The sequence below is a fragment of the Proteus sp. G4415 genome, assembly GCF_963896075.1.
In the GTDB taxonomy this organism is placed as follows: Bacteria; Pseudomonadota; Gammaproteobacteria; order Enterobacterales; family Enterobacteriaceae; genus Proteus; species Proteus mirabilis.
Genome location: NZ_CAWQOK010000050.1, coordinates 1 through 18,621, shown reverse-complemented (window position 1 = coordinate 18,621; position 18,621 = coordinate 1). Strand labels below are relative to the sequence as shown.

At 38.4% G+C, this 18,621-nt stretch carries 13 protein-coding genes and 1 tRNA gene; 8 read left to right on the top strand and 6 right to left on the bottom strand.

From position 1 onward, the window contains the following. Positions 1-4: 4 nt before the first annotated feature. Entirely contained in the window at positions 5-373 is a 369-nt protein-coding gene (tnpA, locus tag AACU95_RS05155; RefSeq protein ID WP_023843551.1) for an IS200/IS605 family transposase, read from the top strand. Positions 374-522: 149 nt separating this feature from the next. Here the strand turns inward: tnpA and groL are convergent, their stop codons facing one another. The 3 genes from groL to AACU95_RS05140 all read right to left on the bottom strand — a co-directional run bounded on the left by groL (position 523) and on the right by AACU95_RS05140 (position 3,191). Next, positions 523-2,169: a chaperonin GroEL gene (gene groL / locus AACU95_RS05150; RefSeq protein ID WP_004245716.1), complete on the bottom strand. Its 1,647-nt coding sequence runs from the start codon at positions 2,167-2,169 to the stop codon at positions 523-525. A gap of 52 nt (positions 2,170-2,221) precedes the next feature. Beyond that, the gene (locus AACU95_RS05145) at positions 2,222-2,515 is read right to left on the bottom strand and encodes a co-chaperone GroES (protein ID WP_004249265.1); all 294 of its coding nucleotides are present in this window, start codon (positions 2,513-2,515) and stop codon (positions 2,222-2,224) included. A 169-nt stretch (positions 2,516-2,684) separates the two neighbouring features. Beyond that, entirely contained in the window at positions 2,685-3,191 is a 507-nt protein-coding gene (locus tag AACU95_RS05140; RefSeq protein WP_004245719.1) for an FxsA family protein, read from the bottom strand. A gap of 372 nt (positions 3,192-3,563) precedes the next feature. On the opposite strand from AACU95_RS05140, the gene aspA reads away from it, so the two are divergent. The 4 genes from aspA (at position 3,564) to AACU95_RS05120 (ending at position 7,607) form a co-directional block, all read left to right on the top strand. Beyond that, positions 3,564-4,988, top strand: coding sequence for an aspartate ammonia-lyase (aspA, locus tag AACU95_RS05135; RefSeq protein WP_004245720.1), 1,425 nt, complete (start codon positions 3,564-3,566; stop codon positions 4,986-4,988). 158 nt (positions 4,989-5,146) lie between these two features. Beyond that, positions 5,147-6,472, top strand: coding sequence for an anaerobic C4-dicarboxylate transporter (locus tag AACU95_RS05130; protein WP_004245722.1), 1,326 nt, complete (start codon positions 5,147-5,149; stop codon positions 6,470-6,472). 192 nt (positions 6,473-6,664) lie between these two features. Beyond that, a complete protein-coding gene (dicD, locus tag AACU95_RS05125) occupies positions 6,665-7,237 on the top strand; it encodes a division control transcriptional repressor DicD (protein WP_004245723.1) in 573 nt (190 codons plus the stop codon). Positions 7,238-7,531: 294 nt separating this feature from the next. After that, positions 7,532-7,607, top strand: a tRNA-Phe gene (locus AACU95_RS05120). Positions 7,608-7,792: 185 nt separating this feature from the next. Here AACU95_RS05120 and AACU95_RS05115 read toward each other — a convergent pair. From AACU95_RS05115 to AACU95_RS05105, 3 genes are read right to left on the bottom strand one after another with little or no spacing between them, the layout of a single operon-like run. Next, positions 7,793-7,984: an integrase gene (locus AACU95_RS05115; RefSeq protein ID WP_223307207.1), complete on the bottom strand. Its 192-nt coding sequence runs from the start codon at positions 7,982-7,984 to the stop codon at positions 7,793-7,795. Next, entirely contained in the window at positions 7,965-9,152 is a 1,188-nt protein-coding gene (locus tag AACU95_RS05110; protein ID WP_004245782.1) for a TPM domain-containing protein, read from the bottom strand. Before AACU95_RS05110 ends, AACU95_RS05115 begins: the two co-directional genes overlap by 20 nt. Next, on the bottom strand, positions 9,149-9,745 hold the full coding sequence (locus AACU95_RS05105) for a LemA family protein (RefSeq protein WP_004245783.1): 597 nt from the start codon (positions 9,743-9,745) through the stop codon (positions 9,149-9,151). Before AACU95_RS05105 ends, AACU95_RS05110 begins: the two co-directional genes overlap by 4 nt. 478 nt (positions 9,746-10,223) lie before the next feature. On the opposite strand from AACU95_RS05105, the gene AACU95_RS05100 reads away from it, so the two are divergent. From AACU95_RS05100 to AACU95_RS05090, 3 genes are all read left to right on the top strand, one after another. Next, complete coding sequence (locus AACU95_RS05100; protein WP_012368448.1) at positions 10,224-10,853, top strand: OB-fold-containig protein; 630 nt, start codon at positions 10,224-10,226, stop codon at positions 10,851-10,853. Positions 10,854-10,939: 86 nt separating this feature from the next. Next, the gene (locus tag AACU95_RS05095; RefSeq protein WP_004250158.1) at positions 10,940-13,135 is read left to right on the top strand and encodes a hypothetical protein; all 2,196 of its coding nucleotides are present in this window, start codon (positions 10,940-10,942) and stop codon (positions 13,133-13,135) included. A 92-nt stretch (positions 13,136-13,227) separates the two neighbouring features. Further along, positions 13,228-18,162 (top strand): DNA repair ATPase, encoded by a 4,935-nt coding sequence (locus tag AACU95_RS05090; protein WP_017628521.1) that lies wholly within the window; start codon positions 13,228-13,230, stop codon positions 18,160-18,162. The last annotated feature ends 459 nt before the right edge of the window (positions 18,163-18,621 follow it).

Sequence of the window (18,621 nt, the reverse complement as noted above, 5' to 3'; positions counted from 1 at the left end):
CCTGATGCACGTCCATTTGGTCTTTGTCACAAAATACCGGCGAAAAATATTTGATCAGGATGCAATTGAAAAATTGCGAGGCTACTTTGCCAGTGTTTGTGCTGATTTTGATGTTGAACTGGTTGAAATGGATGGGGAACGGGATCACGTTCATTTATTGATTAATTACCCGCCAAAACTGGCGATATCTAATCTGGTTAACAGCCTTAAAGGGGTATCGAGTCGATTACTTCGACGTGATCGTCCTGATATTGCCCAACGTGATTACTACAAGGGGGTTCTTTGGTCGCCGAGTTATTTCGCGGGGAGTTGTGGTGGCGCACCAATATCCATTATCCGCCAGTACATTGAGCAACAGGAAACACCGAGTTAGTTAAAAAACCGCGCCTTATATCCCCGGCCTGAAGGACGGGGTTTTACGGTGCTTTGGATAAAAATGATATAAACAGCCAGAACGACTTATTATGTAAAAAAACCCGAGCCTAAGCTCGGGTTTTTGGTGTAAAACAGCTAGCTGATGAATTACATCATGCCGCCCATTCCACCCATGCCGCCCATTCCACCAGCAGCACCTAAATCCATTTTTTCGTCTTTAGGTAAATCTGTCACCATAGCTTCAGTGGTGATCATCAGACCTGCGATAGAAGCTGCGAATTGCAGAGCAGAACGAGTCACTTTAGTTGGATCTAAGATACCCATTTCAATCATATCGCCATAAGCTTCTGTTGCAGCGTTATAACCGTAGTTACCTTGGCCTGCTTTCACATCGTTAACTACCACAGAAGGCTCTTCACCTGCGTTAGCAACGATTTGACGCATTGGCGCTTCCATTGCACGTAGTGCAACACGGATACCAACCGTTTGTTCTTCGTTATCACCTGTCATTTCACGCAGCGCATTAGCAACGCGAACAAGTGCAGTACCACCACCAGCAACAACGCCTTCTTCAACTGCTGCGCGAGTTGCATGCAGAGCATCATCAACACGAGCACGTTTTTCTTTCATTTCAACTTCAGTTGCCGCACCGACTTTAATTACCGCAACACCGCCAGCTAATTTAGCCACACGCTCTTGCAGTTTTTCACGATCGTAATCTGAAGTTGCATCTTCGATTTGTTGACGAATTTGAGCAACACGGCCACTGATAGCCTCTTGTTCACCCAGACCATCGATGATGGTTGTCGTATCTTTGTTGATAACAACACGTTTCGCTTGGCCTAAATCTTCCAGCGTTGCTTTTTCTAACTCCATACCGATTTCTTCAGAAATCACAGTACCATTAGTTAGAATAGCGATATCTTGTAACATTGCTTTACGGCGATCACCAAAACCTGGTGCTTTAACCGCAGCAACTTTCACGATACCACGCATGTTGTTGACGACTAATGTTGCCAGTGCTTCACCTTCAACATCTTCTGCAATGATCAGCAGAGGTTTGTTTGCTTTAGCAACACCTTCTAAAACAGGAAGTAATTCACGGATATTAGAGACTTTTTTATCAACTAATAGGATGAATGGATTTTCTAACTCAGCTGTACCTGTTTCTGGTTTGTTGATGAAGTAAGGAGACAGGTAACCGCGGTCAAACTGCATACCTTCAACAACATCCAGCTCATCTTCTAAGCCAGTACCTTCTTCTACAGTGATGACACCTTCTTTACCCACTTTTTCCATTGCTTGAGCAATCAGAGTACCAACGGTTTCATCAGAGTTAGCAGAAATAGTACCTACTTGAGCAATAGCTTTAGTATCTGAACATGGAACAGACAGTTTTTTCAGTTCTTCTACTGCGCCCACAACGGCTTTATCGATACCGCGTTTCAGATCCATAGGGTTCATGCCAGCGGCAACTGCTTTTAAGCCTTCGGCGATAATTGCTTGTGCTAACACTGTTGCAGTTGTAGTACCGTCACCTGCCGCATCATTAGCTTTAGAAGCAACTTCTTTCACCATCTGAGCACCCATATTCTCGAATTTATCTTCTAATTCGATTTCACGGGCAACAGAAACACCGTCTTTAGTGATAACAGGTGCACCGAAAGATTTATCTAAAACAACGTTACGACCTTTAGGGCCTAAAGTTACTTTAACTGCATCTGCAAGAACATTAACACCACGTAACATTTTATTACGAGCGTCTATACCGAATTTGACGTCTTTAGCTGCCATCGTATATTTCCTTTGAATTCGTTCAGTTTAAGAAGATCTTAAAAGAGAAAAATTATGCTTCTACAATTGCTAAAATGTCGCTTTCAGACATGATAAGCACGTCTTCGTTATCAATTTTTTCTGATTTAACACCATAACCATCGTTAAAAATTACGATATCGCCAACTTTAACATCGAGTGGTTTGACTTCACCGTTTTCCATAATACGGCCGTTACCAACTGCTAAGATTTCGCCACGAGTTGATTTACCCGCTGCAGAGCCAGTCAGTACGATACCACCTGCTGATTTAGCTTCGACTTCTTTACGTTTAACAATAACACGGTCATGTAATGGACGAATCTTCATTAATAGATCTCCTATAAAAAAGTCCATATCAGGATTAAGGTTGATACCAGTGCCTAAGATGAACCAGTACCATGACGATACAAGTGGGGGCATCCAATAAAACTTCAAGGGGGAGAAAAGTGTTTTTTTTCAAAAAATCCCCTTTTTAGATGATTATGCTTATAGTTAATTATTTTTTATCAGAAAAATGGTCATTATCCTGATGTTCATCCTTATTATTCAGTTGCTTACTAGGTGAATCTTCTTTACGTTGATATTCACCTTCAAAAGTACTCCCACCTTGATGGGAAGAAAAGCCATTTCCACCCTGTCCGGGGGTATAAATTTTGATACGCGTAATCAGTTTTGTTACCAATAGCGCTTGTAATGGGGGTAACAATAAAAGTAAGCCGAGGAAATCAGTAAAGAAGCCAGGGATCAATAACAAAATCCCTGCCAACACCAACGAAACGCTTTTCACCATTTCAGCCGCAGGCACTTCTCCCATGGCTAATTTTTGTTGCATTGAAGCAATATTTTTCACACCTTGATTTTTGACCAAAGAGATCCCGACACAAGAAGTCAGTACCACTAGGAATAGGGTTGTAAGAACGCCAATTGAAGAGGCAACATGCACAAAAATCACAGCTTCTATATAAATAAGAAGGCAGATAACAATTAATGGGAGCCAACGCACTTGGTTCTCCTTTTATAAAAAAGATTCATATTATTAATAGAAAGGAGTGTGAACCACCTCTAAGCTAACAGCTTATACACTCGCTTTTTCTTAGTTTATCTACATAATAATGGGGAGCCTAATCCTCCTTTTCAAGGGAGCATAAAAAGAGAAGTAGAACTGTAAAATCCATGAGATAGATCACAAAAAGAAAATAATTCAGCGTTATTTACTTATAAAGTGATCCAGCTTAAAGGTATTTGCTTACAACCCGAATATGATCGTGTCAGTACCAAGCAAAACGGTAAGTTATATTACATTATTAACCGTTAACGATATATTTTATTAACAAGCGCATAACTAGACAGTTAAAATTTTAATAAGAAGGTTCTCATGTCAAATAAAACTCGTATCGAAGAAGACCTGTTAGGTAAAAGAGAAGTTCCTGCTGATGCTTACTACGGCGTCCACACTTTACGTGCAATTGAAAACTTCTACATCAGTGATCGTACAATCAATGATGTTCCAGAATTCATCCGCGGTATGGTCATGGTGAAAAAAGCCGCTGCATTAGCAAACAAAGAGCTTCACACTATTCCTCGCGAAATCGCTGATACGATTATCAAAGCCTGTGATGTTGTTTTAGAAACAGGCAAACACATGGATCAATTCCCAGTTGATGTATTCCAAGGTGGTGCTGGTACTTCATTAAACATGAATACTAACGAAGTTATCGCAAACATCGGTTTGGAATTAATGGGTCATCAAAAAGGTGAATATCAATATCTGAACCCTAACGATCACGTGAATAAGAGCCAATCAACAAACGACGCTTATCCTTGTGGTTTCCGTATCGCAGTTTATAACTCTGTTATTAAATTAACTGAGTCTATTGAGCTACTGAAAGCAGGTTTTGATAGAAAAGCAACTGAATTTGAAGACATCCTGAAAATGGGTCGTACTCAATTACAAGATGCTGTACCAATGACTTTAGGCCAAGAATTCCACGCTTTCTCAGTATTAATGAAAGAAGAAATCAAAAACCTAAAACGTACTGCTGAATTACTGTTAGAAATGAACTTAGGTGCAACTGCTATCGGTACTGGTTTAAATACTGCACCTGGCTACCAAAAATTAGCTGTTGAAAAATTAGCAGAAGTAACTGGTTTACCTTGCGTTCCAGCTGAAGACTTAATCGAAGCAACCTCTGACTGTGGTGCTTACGTGATGGTTCACGCTGCATTAAAACGTCTAGCAGTGAAAATGTCTAAAATCTGTAATGACTTACGTTTACTTTCTTCTGGTCCTCGTGCCGGCCTGAAAGAAATTAACCTGCCAGAATTACAAGCAGGTTCTTCAATCATGCCAGCTAAAGTAAACCCAGTTATCCCAGAAGTTGTGAACCAAGCTTGCTTTAAAGTTATCGGTAATGATACTTGCGTCACCATGGCAGCTGAAGCAGGTCAATTACAATTAAACGTAATGGAACCGGCTATTGGTCAAGCAATGTTTGAATCAATTTCTCTATTAAGCAACGCTTGCCGTAACTTAGTTGAAAAATGTGTTGATGGTATCACTGCTAATAAAGAAATCTGTGAACACTTCGTATTTAGCTCAATCGGTATCGTAACTTATCTAAACCCATTCATCGGTCACCACAACGGCGACATCGTTGGTAAAATTTGTGCAGAAACAGGTAAGAGCGTACGTGAAGTGGTATTAGAACGTGGCTTATTAACTGAAGAACAACTGGATGATATCTTCTCTGTTGAGAACCTAAAACACCCGGCTTACAAAGCAAAACGCTTCGATGATTAATATTTATGTTTCATAACATAATCATGTTAAACATAAGAATGAGCTCTTAAAAATACAAGGCACGGACTCTTTAAGAGACGTGCCTTTTTACTTGATTGTAAAAACAAAAATTTAACTTATCTTTCTCATTTTTTTAATTATCTCAAGGAGTAAACGCTATGTTAGCCGTAGAATTGATTATCGTTCTGCTGGCCATTTTCCTCGGTGCGAGACTAGGAGGAATTGGTATCGGGTTTGCCGGTGGTTTAGGGGTGTTAGTATTAGCCGCTATCGGTGTTAAACCAGGTACTATCCCTTTTGATGTGATCTCCATCATTATGGCTGTTATTGCCGCAATCTCTGCGATGCAGGTTGCTGGTGGTTTAGATTATTTAGTTGATCAAACAGAAAAACTATTAAGACGTAATCCTAAATACATCACAATACTTGCGCCAATTGTGACTTATTTATTAACTCTCTTTGCAGGTACAGGTAATATCTCTTTAGCTACATTACCCGTTATTGCTGAAGTTGCTAAAGAGCAAGGCATCAAACCTTGTCGCCCATTATCAACAGGTGTGGTTGCTGCGCAAATTGGTATTACAGCATCACCTATTTCTGCTGCGGTTGTTTATATGGCATCAGTCATGGAAAACCCTGCAATGGTCGGTGAAGGTAATACAGTAAGTTATATCACTCTGTTATCTATTTTATTACCAGCGACCTTCCTTGCTATTATTCTGATGTCATTCATCATCTCTTGGGTATTTAACTCAAAACTGTCTGATGATGCGATTTATCGTCAACGTTTAGAGCAAGGTCTAGTTGAATTACGTAATAGTAAAGAGCGTAGAGAAACATTACCGGGTGCTAAATCTTCTGTAATGCTATTCTTACTTGGTGTTATTTGTGTGGTCACTTATGCCATTATCAATAGCCCAAGTTTAGGCATTGTAAAAGAGCCGTTAATGAACACCACTAACGCTATCCTTATCATTATGCTGAGTGTGGCAACCCTTATCACTGTTTTCTGTAAAGTTAAAACAGATAACATCTTAAACTCAAGTACATTTAAAGCAGGTATGAGTGCATGTATTTGTATTCTGGGTGTTGCTTGGTTAGGTGATACTTTCGTTTCAAGTAATATCGATTGGATCAAACTGACTGCCGGTGATTTAATCACAGGTCATCCTTGGTTATTAGCGGTTATTTTCTTCTTCTGCTCTGCCTTATTATATTCACAAGCGGCAACAGCAAAAGCGTTAATGCCAATGGCTTTAGCTTTAGGTGTTTCTCCATTAACAGCGATTGCATCATTCTCAGCAGTTTCTGGTCTATTTATTCTACCAACTTACCCAACACTGGTTGCTGCTGTTCAAATGGATGATACGGGTACAACTCGTATTGGTAAATTAGTCTTTAACCATCCATTCTTTATTCCTGGTACTATCGGTGTGATATTAGCGGTCGGATTTGGTTTCCTCTTCGGCGGTATGATTTTGTAGTTTAAAACCAATATTTAAAAAGACATTGCAAAAAGCTTTACTTTTTAACTAGATATAAAAATAAGTCCCCTCACCCAAATGGATGAGGGGATTTCATTTTGACACTACCCCACTCGCGGCTGTTACTTTCATTTCTGATTAAAATCTGTTAATTATGGTGCTCTTGCGACACTATGATTTAAGGAGATTTCCGTGCAACGTGAAGCATTATTAGACCACGTACTTATCCAATTAGAGCAACATGGGCTTGCCGCTACGTTGCCTGAGTTATTGCAGGGATTTGATATTACTGAATCTGAACTCCAACCTTTTTGGCCTGATAAAGACGCGTTAATTTTTGATTGTCTACGCCATCATGGACAGCAAATTGATATTTGGCAACGTCAAGTGATATTAGATGAAACGCTGACCACAGAGCAAAAATTACTAGCACGTTACGATCAGCTGGCTATGCGCTTAGAAAAAAATCGTTTTCCAGGCTGTTTGTTTGTTGCTGCTTGTAGTGCTTATCCTGATGAGCATTCACAAATCCATCAGTTAAGCCAGCGCCAAAAGCAAAGCTCATTTGAATACTCTAGAATGCTACTACGCAAGCTTGATCTTGAAGATAGTGAGTTAGTTGCTAAACAAATGGAACTCATCTTAGAAGGCTGTTTAAGTCGCTTAATGGTCAATCGTCGTGCTGACGATATCACGACAGCAAAACTATTAGCTCAAGATATTCTTAAAATCGCCCAATGTCGTAAAAATGGTGCGCTAAGCTGATTGCATATCAATATTGCAATTAGAGTAATTGCTCATTTCGTTCTCTTATTCCATTACTCTCGATGAGAGGAAGAGCAAAGCGGTTAAGTGATAAGCAAAGGAAAAATATCTCTTTAAAAGATAAAAATGGACTATCTTTACTGATTGTTATTTAAGCATTTTTTATTAGAAAATCGCTTGTGCTGAAAAATCAGACTCAAATAGAATAAAAAGAGAGCAAACAAACTTATTTTTGCATTTTTTATTAAAAAGACGTTGACGCATCACGCTGAATACGGTTTAATGCGCCTCGTTGCCCGGATAGCTCAGTCGGTAGAGCAGGGGATTGAAAATCCCCGTGTCCTTGGTTCGATTCCGAGTCCGGGCACCATTTTAAAACTTGTTAATCAGCAATTTAAATAGCTGAGAGAACAACTAAGGGTTAGAAAAATATATTTTGATATTATCATCTTATATTGAAACTCTTAAATAAAACAGGCTTGTTTTGCAAGGCTGTTTTTTTTTATTTTTACTACTCTCTACCGCATTTACTTATATCGTAGTCAAATACTACTTCTAATATTCTCGCCCCATCAATTCCGCTTCAAGTATATCTCGCAAGTTATCAACACTTTCATCAATGTATTCTAATATCGATGTAATACTGGCATGCCCTAATAGCCTTTTCACAACATGCAGATTACGCTCTGGTGATTGCATCATAAGATAAAAATAGCGACATATTCCTCTACCAACTCCCTGAAGCACCCCCACCACCACTCGAACCACCGCCGCCACCGCTAGAAGAACTAGAAGAACTAGAAGAGCTGGATGAACTTGATGAACTTGATGAATAAGACGAACTCGAATAACCACCAGAGCCTGAATAACCACTACGTCTACGAATACGTTTTGAATATGGCAGTTGATTAAACGGTGAACCAAACGGACTAGCGACACAAATCGCTTTCCATTCTTTTCGTTGTTGCCGATAAATTGGAAATAACAGGTTGATAATACCAAATAAAACCACTAATACGATAAAATTACATAATAATGACAATATGACTATTATCACTAAAACAAAATTATCAATAATACCATCAAGAAAGACTTGTGTATAAAACATCGCCGCCGCAAAACAGAGTGTCATGGGGAAAAATAACGTTGAAAATGTAGGAAAATAGTACGAATATTGCAGATAATTTTTCAACTGTTTACGTTGCTTTATACTTAACTTACCTTTTTGGTCTGCTGGATTTTTCTTTTTTCTTCCTCTAGGCGCTAATAATTGATTAATTTTGGTTTTTATTTTTCGCGTCGAGAATATCAACTGAAACCAATAAACACCGCCTAATATTACCAAATAAATTAGGATAAAATGTGTGTGGAATATTTTAAGTGTATTAGTATTTATCTGTGAGTTAGTGAAACTTATTGGTTCATGATTAACGGCTTGAATAGCATTTTTAACCCCTTGTTCGATGCCTGCATAATAATTATTTGAACGAAAAAATGGCAACATTTCATTGCGAATAATTCGTCCTGCCAGTACATCAGTTAATGCTCCCTCATAGCCATACCCGACTTCAAAACGAACATTACGATCATTAATTGCCACCACGAGCAATAATCCATTATCTTTCCCTTTTCTGCCTATCTTCCATTGATTAAAAACACGAAAAGCAAAGGATTCGATGGTTTCTTTCCCTGTCGTTGGAACGATATAGACAACAAATTGTGATCCATCATTACGACTATTTTCGAAGTTAACCAATAAAGTATTTAACGCTTTGAATTGTTGTGCAGTCAATAAATTTGCACTATCAATCACTCTATCTGTTTTTAGTTGAGGAATATCATTCGCTGATGCACTCACTATCACGCTAAAGCTAAATAAGAACAATGAGAATAAGAATAAAACCTTACGTATCATGAGGCAAAGTCCACCACTGGTGTTACTTTTATTTCCTGTTCACTCTCAACAGTGAAATTGACTTTTTTATCATATCCCATAACGATAGCTATGAAGTTATAAGGAAACTGTCTAATCTGAGTATTATAATGACGAACTGCCTCGATATATCGCCCTCTAGCAACAGAGATACGATTTTCGGCTCCCTCTAATTGCACCATCAGATCTTGATATAATGTGTTAGCTTTCAAGTCAGGATATCTTTCTGAAATAGCTAAAAGACGTGATAAAGATTTTCCCAAATCATCCTGTGCTTTTTGATAACTGGTAGCAAGTGTAGAATTTTCAAATAAACGCGTATTGACATTAATTTGTCCAACAGACGCTCTTGCCTTTACAACATCTTGTAATACTTGGCTTTCATAATTTGAGTACCCTTTAACTGTATTGACTAGATTAGGGATCAAATCTAAACGACGTTGATATTGATTTAATAATTCTGATGCCGCCGCAGTAACTAACTCGTCATTCTTCTGGATTTTATTATAAGAATTAATCAATACAACAAAAATAATGATAAGAAGCAAAACCAAACCAACGACTAACTTACGCATAAAATATCCTTTTATTGGTGAGCTTTTAGTTCTATGACAGCAATAAATTTATCATTTTTATCAACTAAAAAAAATCATTTAATATTATTACCCATTTTTTATTGTGGTTACTATTTTTAGTCGATCTTTTCTTCAGTATTTTTCAACAATACTCCTATCTTCTTAATGAAATAGAATATTCACTCAATATATTTATTTTTTGCACAACAAAATAATTATTACCTTAAGATAAGGTATTTCCATCAGAGTAAAATCACTTTTATCTTTTTTAAAGAATGATCTGATTTTCTAATACAGAAGAATTAATACTATCTCATTGCTATCTCAGTCATTTATCTTAACTACCAATGAACATAAAAATAAATTAAGATAGACAAAATGTGTTCTCAACCACATGTTTTTGCAACCATTTAACATAGTATTATTAGTATTAACCTAAAAGAGACACGCTCATCTCGTTAATTTAAGAGAACGCTTTATGAACCTTTTTTTCCAAAATAGCTTAGCCTTTCCTAGCATTATCTTTAGTGCCTTACTTATTATTATCCTCTTTTATTGGCTATGTGCTGCTTTTGGACTATTAGATATCGATTTATTTAATATCGATAGCGAATTAGATGTCGATGCGACGGGCCTTGCGGGTTGGCTAACTAAATTAGGGCTTGCCGGCATTCCGGTAACCATTATATTAACCTTCTTCACTTTGTTCGGCTGGTTTATTAGTTACTTTTGCGTACATTGGTTTATTCGTTTTATTGAAACAGATTTATTGCGTTATGTTATCGGCTTTATTGCTTTTATTATCATCAGCTTTGTTTCTCTTAATTTAACAGCGCTATGCTTAAAACCAATCCGCAATAAGCTCATTTCTCGTAGCAAACCTAAATCAGTTCACCAACTAGTAGGAAAATTTGCTGTAGTACGCTCCGAATATGTCACAGAAAATAAAGGTGAAGCCCTATTAGAAGATGGTGGTGCCGGTTTAATTTTACAGATCAGAGCGCCAGCAACAGAAAATATTAAACGAGGGGATAGCGTAATTATTATTAGTTATGACGCGCCTACTCATAGTTATCAAGTCGTAACGGAAGATGAATTTCACCGCTAATGATAAATTCGGTGAAAGGAAAATAAGTTAACAGACACATTAAGATTAAAAATGACGACATCGTCTGAACCTATGGAGAAAAATGTATGGATTTGGCTTTCGTTATGCCTTTCTTAACAATTATTGGCTGTGTGATCTTAGTTATTTTAGGACTCTTTGGTTTATTCAAAGCGTTTTATATTAAGGTTCCACAAGGTACAGCATTAATTGTTAACGACATGACATCACAACCTAAAGTTCATTTTACTGGGGCTTTAGTTTATCCGGTTATCTACAAAAAAGAGTTTATGCGTATTTCGCTTTTAACCTTAGAAGTCGATCGCCGTGGTAAAGATGGATTAATTTGCCAAGATAATTTACGTGCAGATATTACTGTCGCCTTCTACCTGCGTGTTAATGAAACGACGGAAGATGTATTAAAAGTCGCTAAAGCGATTGGTGTAGATAGAGCATCAGATCATCAAGCCGTGAGTACATTATTTAGTGCTAAATTCTCTGAAGCCTTAAAAACCGTCGGCAAACAATTTGAGTTATCGAAATTATTTGAAGATAGACAAAATTTCCGTGATCGTATTGTTGATGTGATTGGTAAAGATCTCAATGGTTATGCGTTAGAAGATGTGGCCATCGACTATTTAGAGCAGACCCCTAAATCAGCCCTTGATCCAAATAATATTTTTGATTCAGAAGGTATTCGCAAAATTACCGAAATTACTGCAATACATAATATCGAAACGAATCAAAAAGAGCGTGACCAAGAGTTAGCGATTCAAAAGAAAAATGTTGAAACTCGCGAAGCAAGTCTGGCTTTAGAGCGCCAACAAGCAGATGCAGAAGCTCGCCAACAGCGTGAAATTGATAATATCCGTGCCCGTGAAAGTTCAGAAACCTTACGAGTACAAGAAGAAGAGCGTCTAAAAGCAGAGCAAGCTCGTATTCAAACTCAGCAAGAAATTGAAATACGAGAAGAAAACCGTATGCGTGAAGTCGAAGTCGCGCAACAAAACCGCACCAGAGCGGTAGCTATCGAGCAAGAGCGTGTTAATCGTGCCCGTGAATTAGAAATTGTCGCTCGTGAGCGAGAAGTTGAACTACAACGTATTGAAAAAGAAAAAGCGTTAGAAGAAGAGCGCAAAAATATTTCAAATGTGATCCGCGAGCGTGTTGCTGTTGAAAAAACGGTCGCACAAGAAGAAGAGCGAATTAAAGAAGTACGTGAAGTCTCAGAAGCTGAGCGTATGCGCCAAGTGACGGTGATTAATGCGCAAGCTGAAGCCGAAGAATCTTTAGTACGCCAAGTGAAAAAAGCCGAAGCGGATGAATCAAGTGCGAAACATAAAGCTGAAGAAATCAGCACCATGGCAAAAGCAGAATTAGAAGCCTCTGTGAAACAAGCTGAAGCGAAAAAACGCTTAGCTGAAGGGATCGAGGCTGAACACGCAGCATTAGGCCTTGCCGAAGCACGTGTTCGTCAAGCAACTGCCGAAGCAGAAGAAAAAGAAGGTTTAGTACAAGCCAATATCACAGCGGAACAGCTGTTGGCACAAGCGCGTGGCTTGAAAGAAAAAGGCTTAAGCGAAGCGCAAGTCATGGAAGCAAAAGCACAAGCGCAACAACAACAAGGTTTTGCTGAAGCGAAAATTCTTGAAGAGAAATTAGCAGCTCAAGCTCGCGGTGAAGAGCAACAAGCGAATGCCAAAGAAAAACTGGGTCTTGCTGATGCGAAAATTCTTGAAGAAAAACTGGCTGCTCAAGCGCGTGGTGAAGGTCAATTAGGTTCAGCACAAGCAGAAGTGATCCGCCAACGTCTGAAAGCAGAAGCTGACGGTTTAACAGATAAATTCAAGTCAATGGATCACCTCAGTGATACTGCTCGTGCTCATGAAGAGTTCCGTATGCGCCTTGAAAAACAATTTGAACAAGCCATGGCTTCTATTGAAGCAAATAAAGAGATTGCCCGTGAGCAAGCAGATGTATTAGCAGCTGCACTGAGCAAAACGAATATTGAAATTGTCGGTGGTGATGGCAACTTCTTTAATACCTTCTCTAAAGCACTGAGCTTAGGTAAAGCGGTTGATGGTTTTATGGATAAAAGTAGCTTTGCCAAAGAGAACGTTGAGAAATTGATTAATCGTACTCAACAAGATAAAAATTTAGATGTTGCTTCACTGCTAAAAAATCCAGAAGTTCAAGAATTAATTAATGGATTTATGGCGACTAAAGGTGCGGGTCAACTGATCAAAGAAGTCACAGCAAAATCAGACACCCCAAAAGAAGATTAATATCGCTCTAAAAGGAGAGGAAAAGACATAGAGAAATTCTCTATGTCTTTTCGATTGTTTCTATCGTTTAAGCCAAGGAAATCCGTTATACCATGTCTGATATTCATGATACGAATCGCGAACAGGAAATACTTGATAGCGCTGTTGCACAAGGTGGCGCATATGAAATATTGCGTAAACGCCTTACCGAGCAAGGTCAGCAGTTACATGTAAAAGCCACTGAACTCAATCAGCATCGATTAGCTGAATTTGGTCAAAGCCAAATGGATATCATTGGCCGTATTCGTATTCGAACAGAGAATAATTGCCAAGCAAGAGATATTGTTCGCGTTGGTGAATGGTTACTATTTGGTTATAACGTTTTCCTCGGTTTAAAACGAGAAACGCACCTTGAAGATGTTTTTTCACTTTATCGCTTAATTGATAATAATGGCGAGTTTGATGTTGAAGCGGTTGCTTATGAAGGCACTTTTTTAAATGATAATCGCTTTATCCAAGATTTTACCGAGCTATACACTTACTATAAAAATACGCAACTACTACAGCTAGTTGAGCGTGATGGTAAATTACTCGCTAGTTTTCAAATTGGCGATCGTATTACCGATGTACGCGTCTTCCGTTGGTCGATATCCAGTGACAAACAACGTATTGAATATATTGATAATCGTGGCGAACGCGATATAGCACTCCCCCCTGCTTACGATTTTGATTGGATAAAAACACAACGTGAAGATACGGTAAATGGGCGTTTTCCTCATATCAACATTTTAGATACAGTCTTTGTAGAAACCACCGGTGGCGATTTGACTGTCAAATGTGAAAACAATACCGAAGATGGTTTAGGAATTTATCGTGAAGCGGTCTTAGATAAAAACCAGTCCCTTGATGATGCACAAATTGAATATGCACAAACTGGCAGTTTAATTTTATTAAAAGTGCTTCCTTACCGCGAAGAGAATTGGCGTTATTTAGTCTATAACACACTAACACAAAGTGTTCAGCGTATTGATGCCATTGGGCAAGCTTGTGTGCAACTTCCGGAAGATCACGGTATCATTTTTCCCGGCGGCTACTATCTACAAAATGGCGATTACAAAACCTTTGATCAACCAATGGAAGGTATGTATTTTCGTCGTTTGCGTCGTTCACCTAACGGTGAAGATGTGCTGTATGTCTTCTATTCACCGACACAAGGTCGTCTCGCGCTATTTAATTACAATATGATTGAGCGTAAATTGGCGACACCATTGGTCGGTCATGGCTATGCCATGCTAGAAGATGGCAAAATGGTGCTATTTGAAGGGGAAGGCGAAGAAGCTACCCGTGTTCACCCGATGCAAGTTTGGCAAACGCCCTTCTATTCTGAAGAATTTGCCGATAAACAACCGCCACGAAACGGCTTTTATGGGCGTATTGGTAATGCCGATTTAGTTCGCGGGATCTCAGAAATTTTACATGTCGCCAAAGAAATTGAAGGTAGCCAAGTTTCCATCGCTCGTTATGAGCAACTTAGCCAACAACCAAAAAGCTTATTAGATCTCTATTACTGGTTTAATGATGAACACTGTCTAGGTATTGGCCCCTTACTAAAAGAGATCGCTCAAACAAGTGAATTAGTGCTTGATGAATATGAAAAAGTCGAAAGTATTCGTCAACAATCAGCGAAATCAATGCAAGAAGCGATCAACCGTCAGAAATCTCTGTTATCACTGACACTGCCTGATAGTTGGACCGATATTCAACAATTTGTTGATAGTTTAAATTCGCTCAATACACACCATGGACACCTTATTTCTTTGCGTGAATTCCGTTATATGGATTTAACGCAATTAAATAAAATGGAAACGGAAATAACCGAGGCACAGCAACGTGTTTCGCAAGCCACAGCCCAATTTCTTGCCAGCGACAAAGCGCTACAGCCTTTTAAAACACAGCTTACTACTTTTGAACAACAGATAGAAAAAGCACAAAACAGTGCTCAGCTTGATGTACCAATGAATGAGATGGCGCAGATGTCAGAAGATTTAGACATGCTGTCAAATCTGATGGCATCACTTACCTTTGAGGATGTGACGCAACAAACACAGATTATTGATGCCATCTCCCAAATTTATGCACAACTCAATCAATCACGAGCTCGCTTACAGCAAAAAAGAAAATCACAAAGTAGCGTAGAAACCGTCGCTCAATTTGGTGCGCAATTCCGCCTATTTAGTCAGGGGATCACCAATGCTTTATCACTGGCAACAGATCCGGAACGTTGTGAAGAGCAGCTTTCACGACTGCTAGTACAGCTAGAAGAATTAGAAAGCCAATTTAGTCAGCATGATGAATTTCTTGATGATATCTTGTCAAAACGTGAAGAGTTATTAGAGACTTTTGAGGCGCATAAACAATCGTTACTTGATGATCGTCAACGTCGTTCACAAAGCTTATTAACTGCTGCTAATCGTCTCTTAGAAAATCTGCAACGTAGAACAACTCGGTTGCAATCACAAGATGAATTAAATGCTTTTTTTGCCTCTGATCCTTTAGCATTAAAAACACGTGAAATCATTGAAAAACTAAGAGAAATCAATGACAACGTTAAAGCAGATGATATTGATGCCCGTCTTAAATCGTCTCGTGATCAAGCCATCCGTATCTTACGTGATAAAACGGATATCTTTGAAGAGGGTGGCAATGTTATTAAATTGGGCCCTCATCACCGTTTTAGTGTTAATACACAAGAGCTAGATCTTACTATTTTACCGAAAGAAGATAAGCTTTGGTTATATCTAACCGGTACCGATTTCCAAGAGCCAATCGACCATCCAGAGCTTGAAACACTGCGCCCTTACTGGAATGCGACATTAAGTTCAGAATCTGAAACGGTGTATCGTGCGGAATATCTCGCCTATTCAATTATCTATGCTGCATCAAAACGTCAAGATGGATTAACCCTTGAAATCTTAAAAGAAGCACTGAGTGTACCTGAAAAATTAGAAAAGTTAGTACGTGATTTCGCAACACCTCGCTATAAAGAAGGCTATGAAAAAGGGATCCACGATCATGATGCTATCGCCATTCTAAAGAAACTTCTACCTGTAGGTGAAAGTGCTGATCTGCTTCGTTATAACCCAACAGCACGGGCAATTGCTGCTATTTTCTGGGAAAAAGTACAAACTAATGAATACCCAGCATTATGGCCAGAGCGCGCACGAACGGCAGTGAATATTCAACAACTGTTTCATAATGATGATGCATTAATTGATTTACAGGCAGAAATAGAAGCAGATATCCGCCTATTCCTTACTGATAATCCGATTAAATGTGGATCTTATGTTCCGATCCAAGCCGCTGAATATTTAAGTTTTGCACTAGCAAGAACACCAATAGAATTGGTTTACAGTAAATATGCCAAAGAGCTCGTTGTTGCCTTACAAAACCGATTAGAAGCCGCTCATATGTGGATTGATTTTAATCGTTCACAACAAAATTTAGCCTCACGTTATGCACAACGTTGGGCATTGATTCAAAATTGGCTACAAGGATTGTGCTCTCAAGCCGATTATGCTCATCTAACCCCTTATATTCCGGGGGCAATTGCCATTATTATGTTAGATAAAATCGCCTCTGCACGTTATAGCGAGGTTGATTTATACTTTAAGGTAAACGGATTATTAGGTGAGCATCCTACTATTGAAAATCAAACACTTTCATTGAGTTTAGATGATTATTTCAGTCGTATGCGCGGACAGCGTAAAACCTTTATTCCCGCCTTTAATCATTATCTGACTTTACGACAAAAAATTGTTCTTGAAGAGCGCCAGCGTTTAAAACTGGATGAGTTTAAAGCAAAACCTCTCAGTTCATTTGTGCGTAATAAACTAATTAACGATGTCTATTTGCCAATTATTGGTGACAATATGGCAAAACAGATTGGTGCATTAGGTGAAGGGAAACGCACTGACTTGATGGGATTATTATTAATGATCTCCCCACCAGGTTACGGTAAAACGACCTTAATGGAATATGTAGCCGATCGTTTGGGACTGATCTTTATGAAAATAAATGGCCCTGCTTTAGGTCATAATGTTTTGTCATTAGATCCCGAACAAGCGCCAAACGCAACAGCAAAACAAGAGCTAGAAAAACTCAATCTTGCCCTTGAGATGGGCAATAATGTGATGTTGTATGTCGATGATATTCAGCATACACACCCTGAATTCCTACAAAAATTTATCTCGCTATGTGATGGCACACGCCGTATTGAAGGGGTTTGGAAAGGGAAAACCCGAACCTATGATATGCGCGGTAAAAAATTCTGTGTGGTGATGGCCGGTAACCCTTATACCGAGTCTGGTGAACTATTTAAGATCCCTGATATGTTAGCTAACCGTGCTGATATCTATAATCTTGGTGAGGTATTAGGGGGAATGGATGACGCCTTTGCACTCAGTTATATTGAAAATAGCTTAACCTCTAACTCAGTTCTTGCTCCCCTTGCTTTACGTGATCTAAACGATCTCTATCTTTTTGTTGATAAAGCCATGGGTAAATCAGTTTCAACCAATTCCCTCAGTTATCCTTATTCGGATGCGGAAATTAATGAAATTGTGATGGTATTAAAACATCTAATTACTTTGCGTGATGTGATTTTAAAAGTAAATCAACAATATATAGCAAGTGCGGCACAATCCGATAAATATCGTACTGAGCCTGCATTCCGCTTACAAGGCAGTTATCGCAATATGAACAAATTAAGCGAAAAAGTCTCTGCGGTTATGAATGAGAAAGAAATTGAACGCTTACTCGACGATCACTATCTTGGCGAAGCCCAATTACTCACAACGGGTGCTGAAGAGAACTTATTAAAACTGGCGGAAATACGTGGCACATTAACCGAACAAGATGCTATTCGTTGGCAGCAAATCAAAAAAGATTTTATGCGCAACAAAGCATTAGGTGGCGATAATGCTGATATTGGCGATCGCGTAGTGTCACAGTTGGCGAATTTAGTAGAAAGTGTGCAGAGTTTACGCTAAAAGAGATAAATTAACCTTATTTAGCTCACTTATTTTAGTGGGCTAAATAGGGTATAGATAATGGTTTATAAATTGAGCAACCCACTCCAAAAATCATTGATTAATTGGAATACTACAACCCATGTACAATCCTTACTAACAATCTTTCTCATTTTTCCATGTTCACGATATGCATCTGTTCAAGATTAGTGAACAAGGGAATATCGTGAACAGAATATGGTTAAATATTTTTACAATTAATATTGTATGGTCTTAAAAATAAAAATGTATACATAATATAAACATTATTAATGTTAATTTTATTTGCTACATAATAAATGCCTTTATTATTAACAATAAATAAAAATTTAATTTAACAATCCATTGCATTAAATACATAAAATACATATCTACTCATATATTGAAATAAAAGAAACAACTTAAATATCAATATGGATTTACTATTTATAAATTTATGAG

Coding starts and splice junctions, on each gene's coding strand:
- aspA (WP_004245720.1), top strand. CDS start 3,564: ATGTCAAATAAAACTCGTATCGAAGAAGACCTGTTAGGTAAAAGAGAA.
- AACU95_RS05090 (WP_017628521.1), top strand. CDS start 13,228: ATGTCTGATATTCATGATACGAATCGCGAACAGGAAATACTTGATAGC.
- AACU95_RS05130 (WP_004245722.1), top strand. CDS start 5,147: ATGTTAGCCGTAGAATTGATTATCGTTCTGCTGGCCATTTTCCTCGGT.
- AACU95_RS05095 (WP_004250158.1), top strand. CDS start 10,940: ATGGATTTGGCTTTCGTTATGCCTTTCTTAACAATTATTGGCTGTGTG.
- tnpA (WP_023843551.1), top strand. CDS start 5: ATGCACGTCCATTTGGTCTTTGTCACAAAATACCGGCGAAAAATATTT.
- groL (WP_004245716.1), bottom strand. CDS start 2,169: ATGGCAGCTAAAGACGTCAAATTCGGTATAGACGCTCGTAATAAAATG.
- AACU95_RS05110 (WP_004245782.1), bottom strand. CDS start 9,152: ATGATACGTAAGGTTTTATTCTTATTCTCATTGTTCTTATTTAGCTTT.
- AACU95_RS05105 (WP_004245783.1), bottom strand. CDS start 9,745: ATGCGTAAGTTAGTCGTTGGTTTGGTTTTGCTTCTTATCATTATTTTT.
- AACU95_RS05100 (WP_012368448.1), top strand. CDS start 10,224: ATGAACCTTTTTTTCCAAAATAGCTTAGCCTTTCCTAGCATTATCTTT.
- AACU95_RS05145 (WP_004249265.1), bottom strand. CDS start 2,515: ATGAAGATTCGTCCATTACATGACCGTGTTATTGTTAAACGTAAAGAA.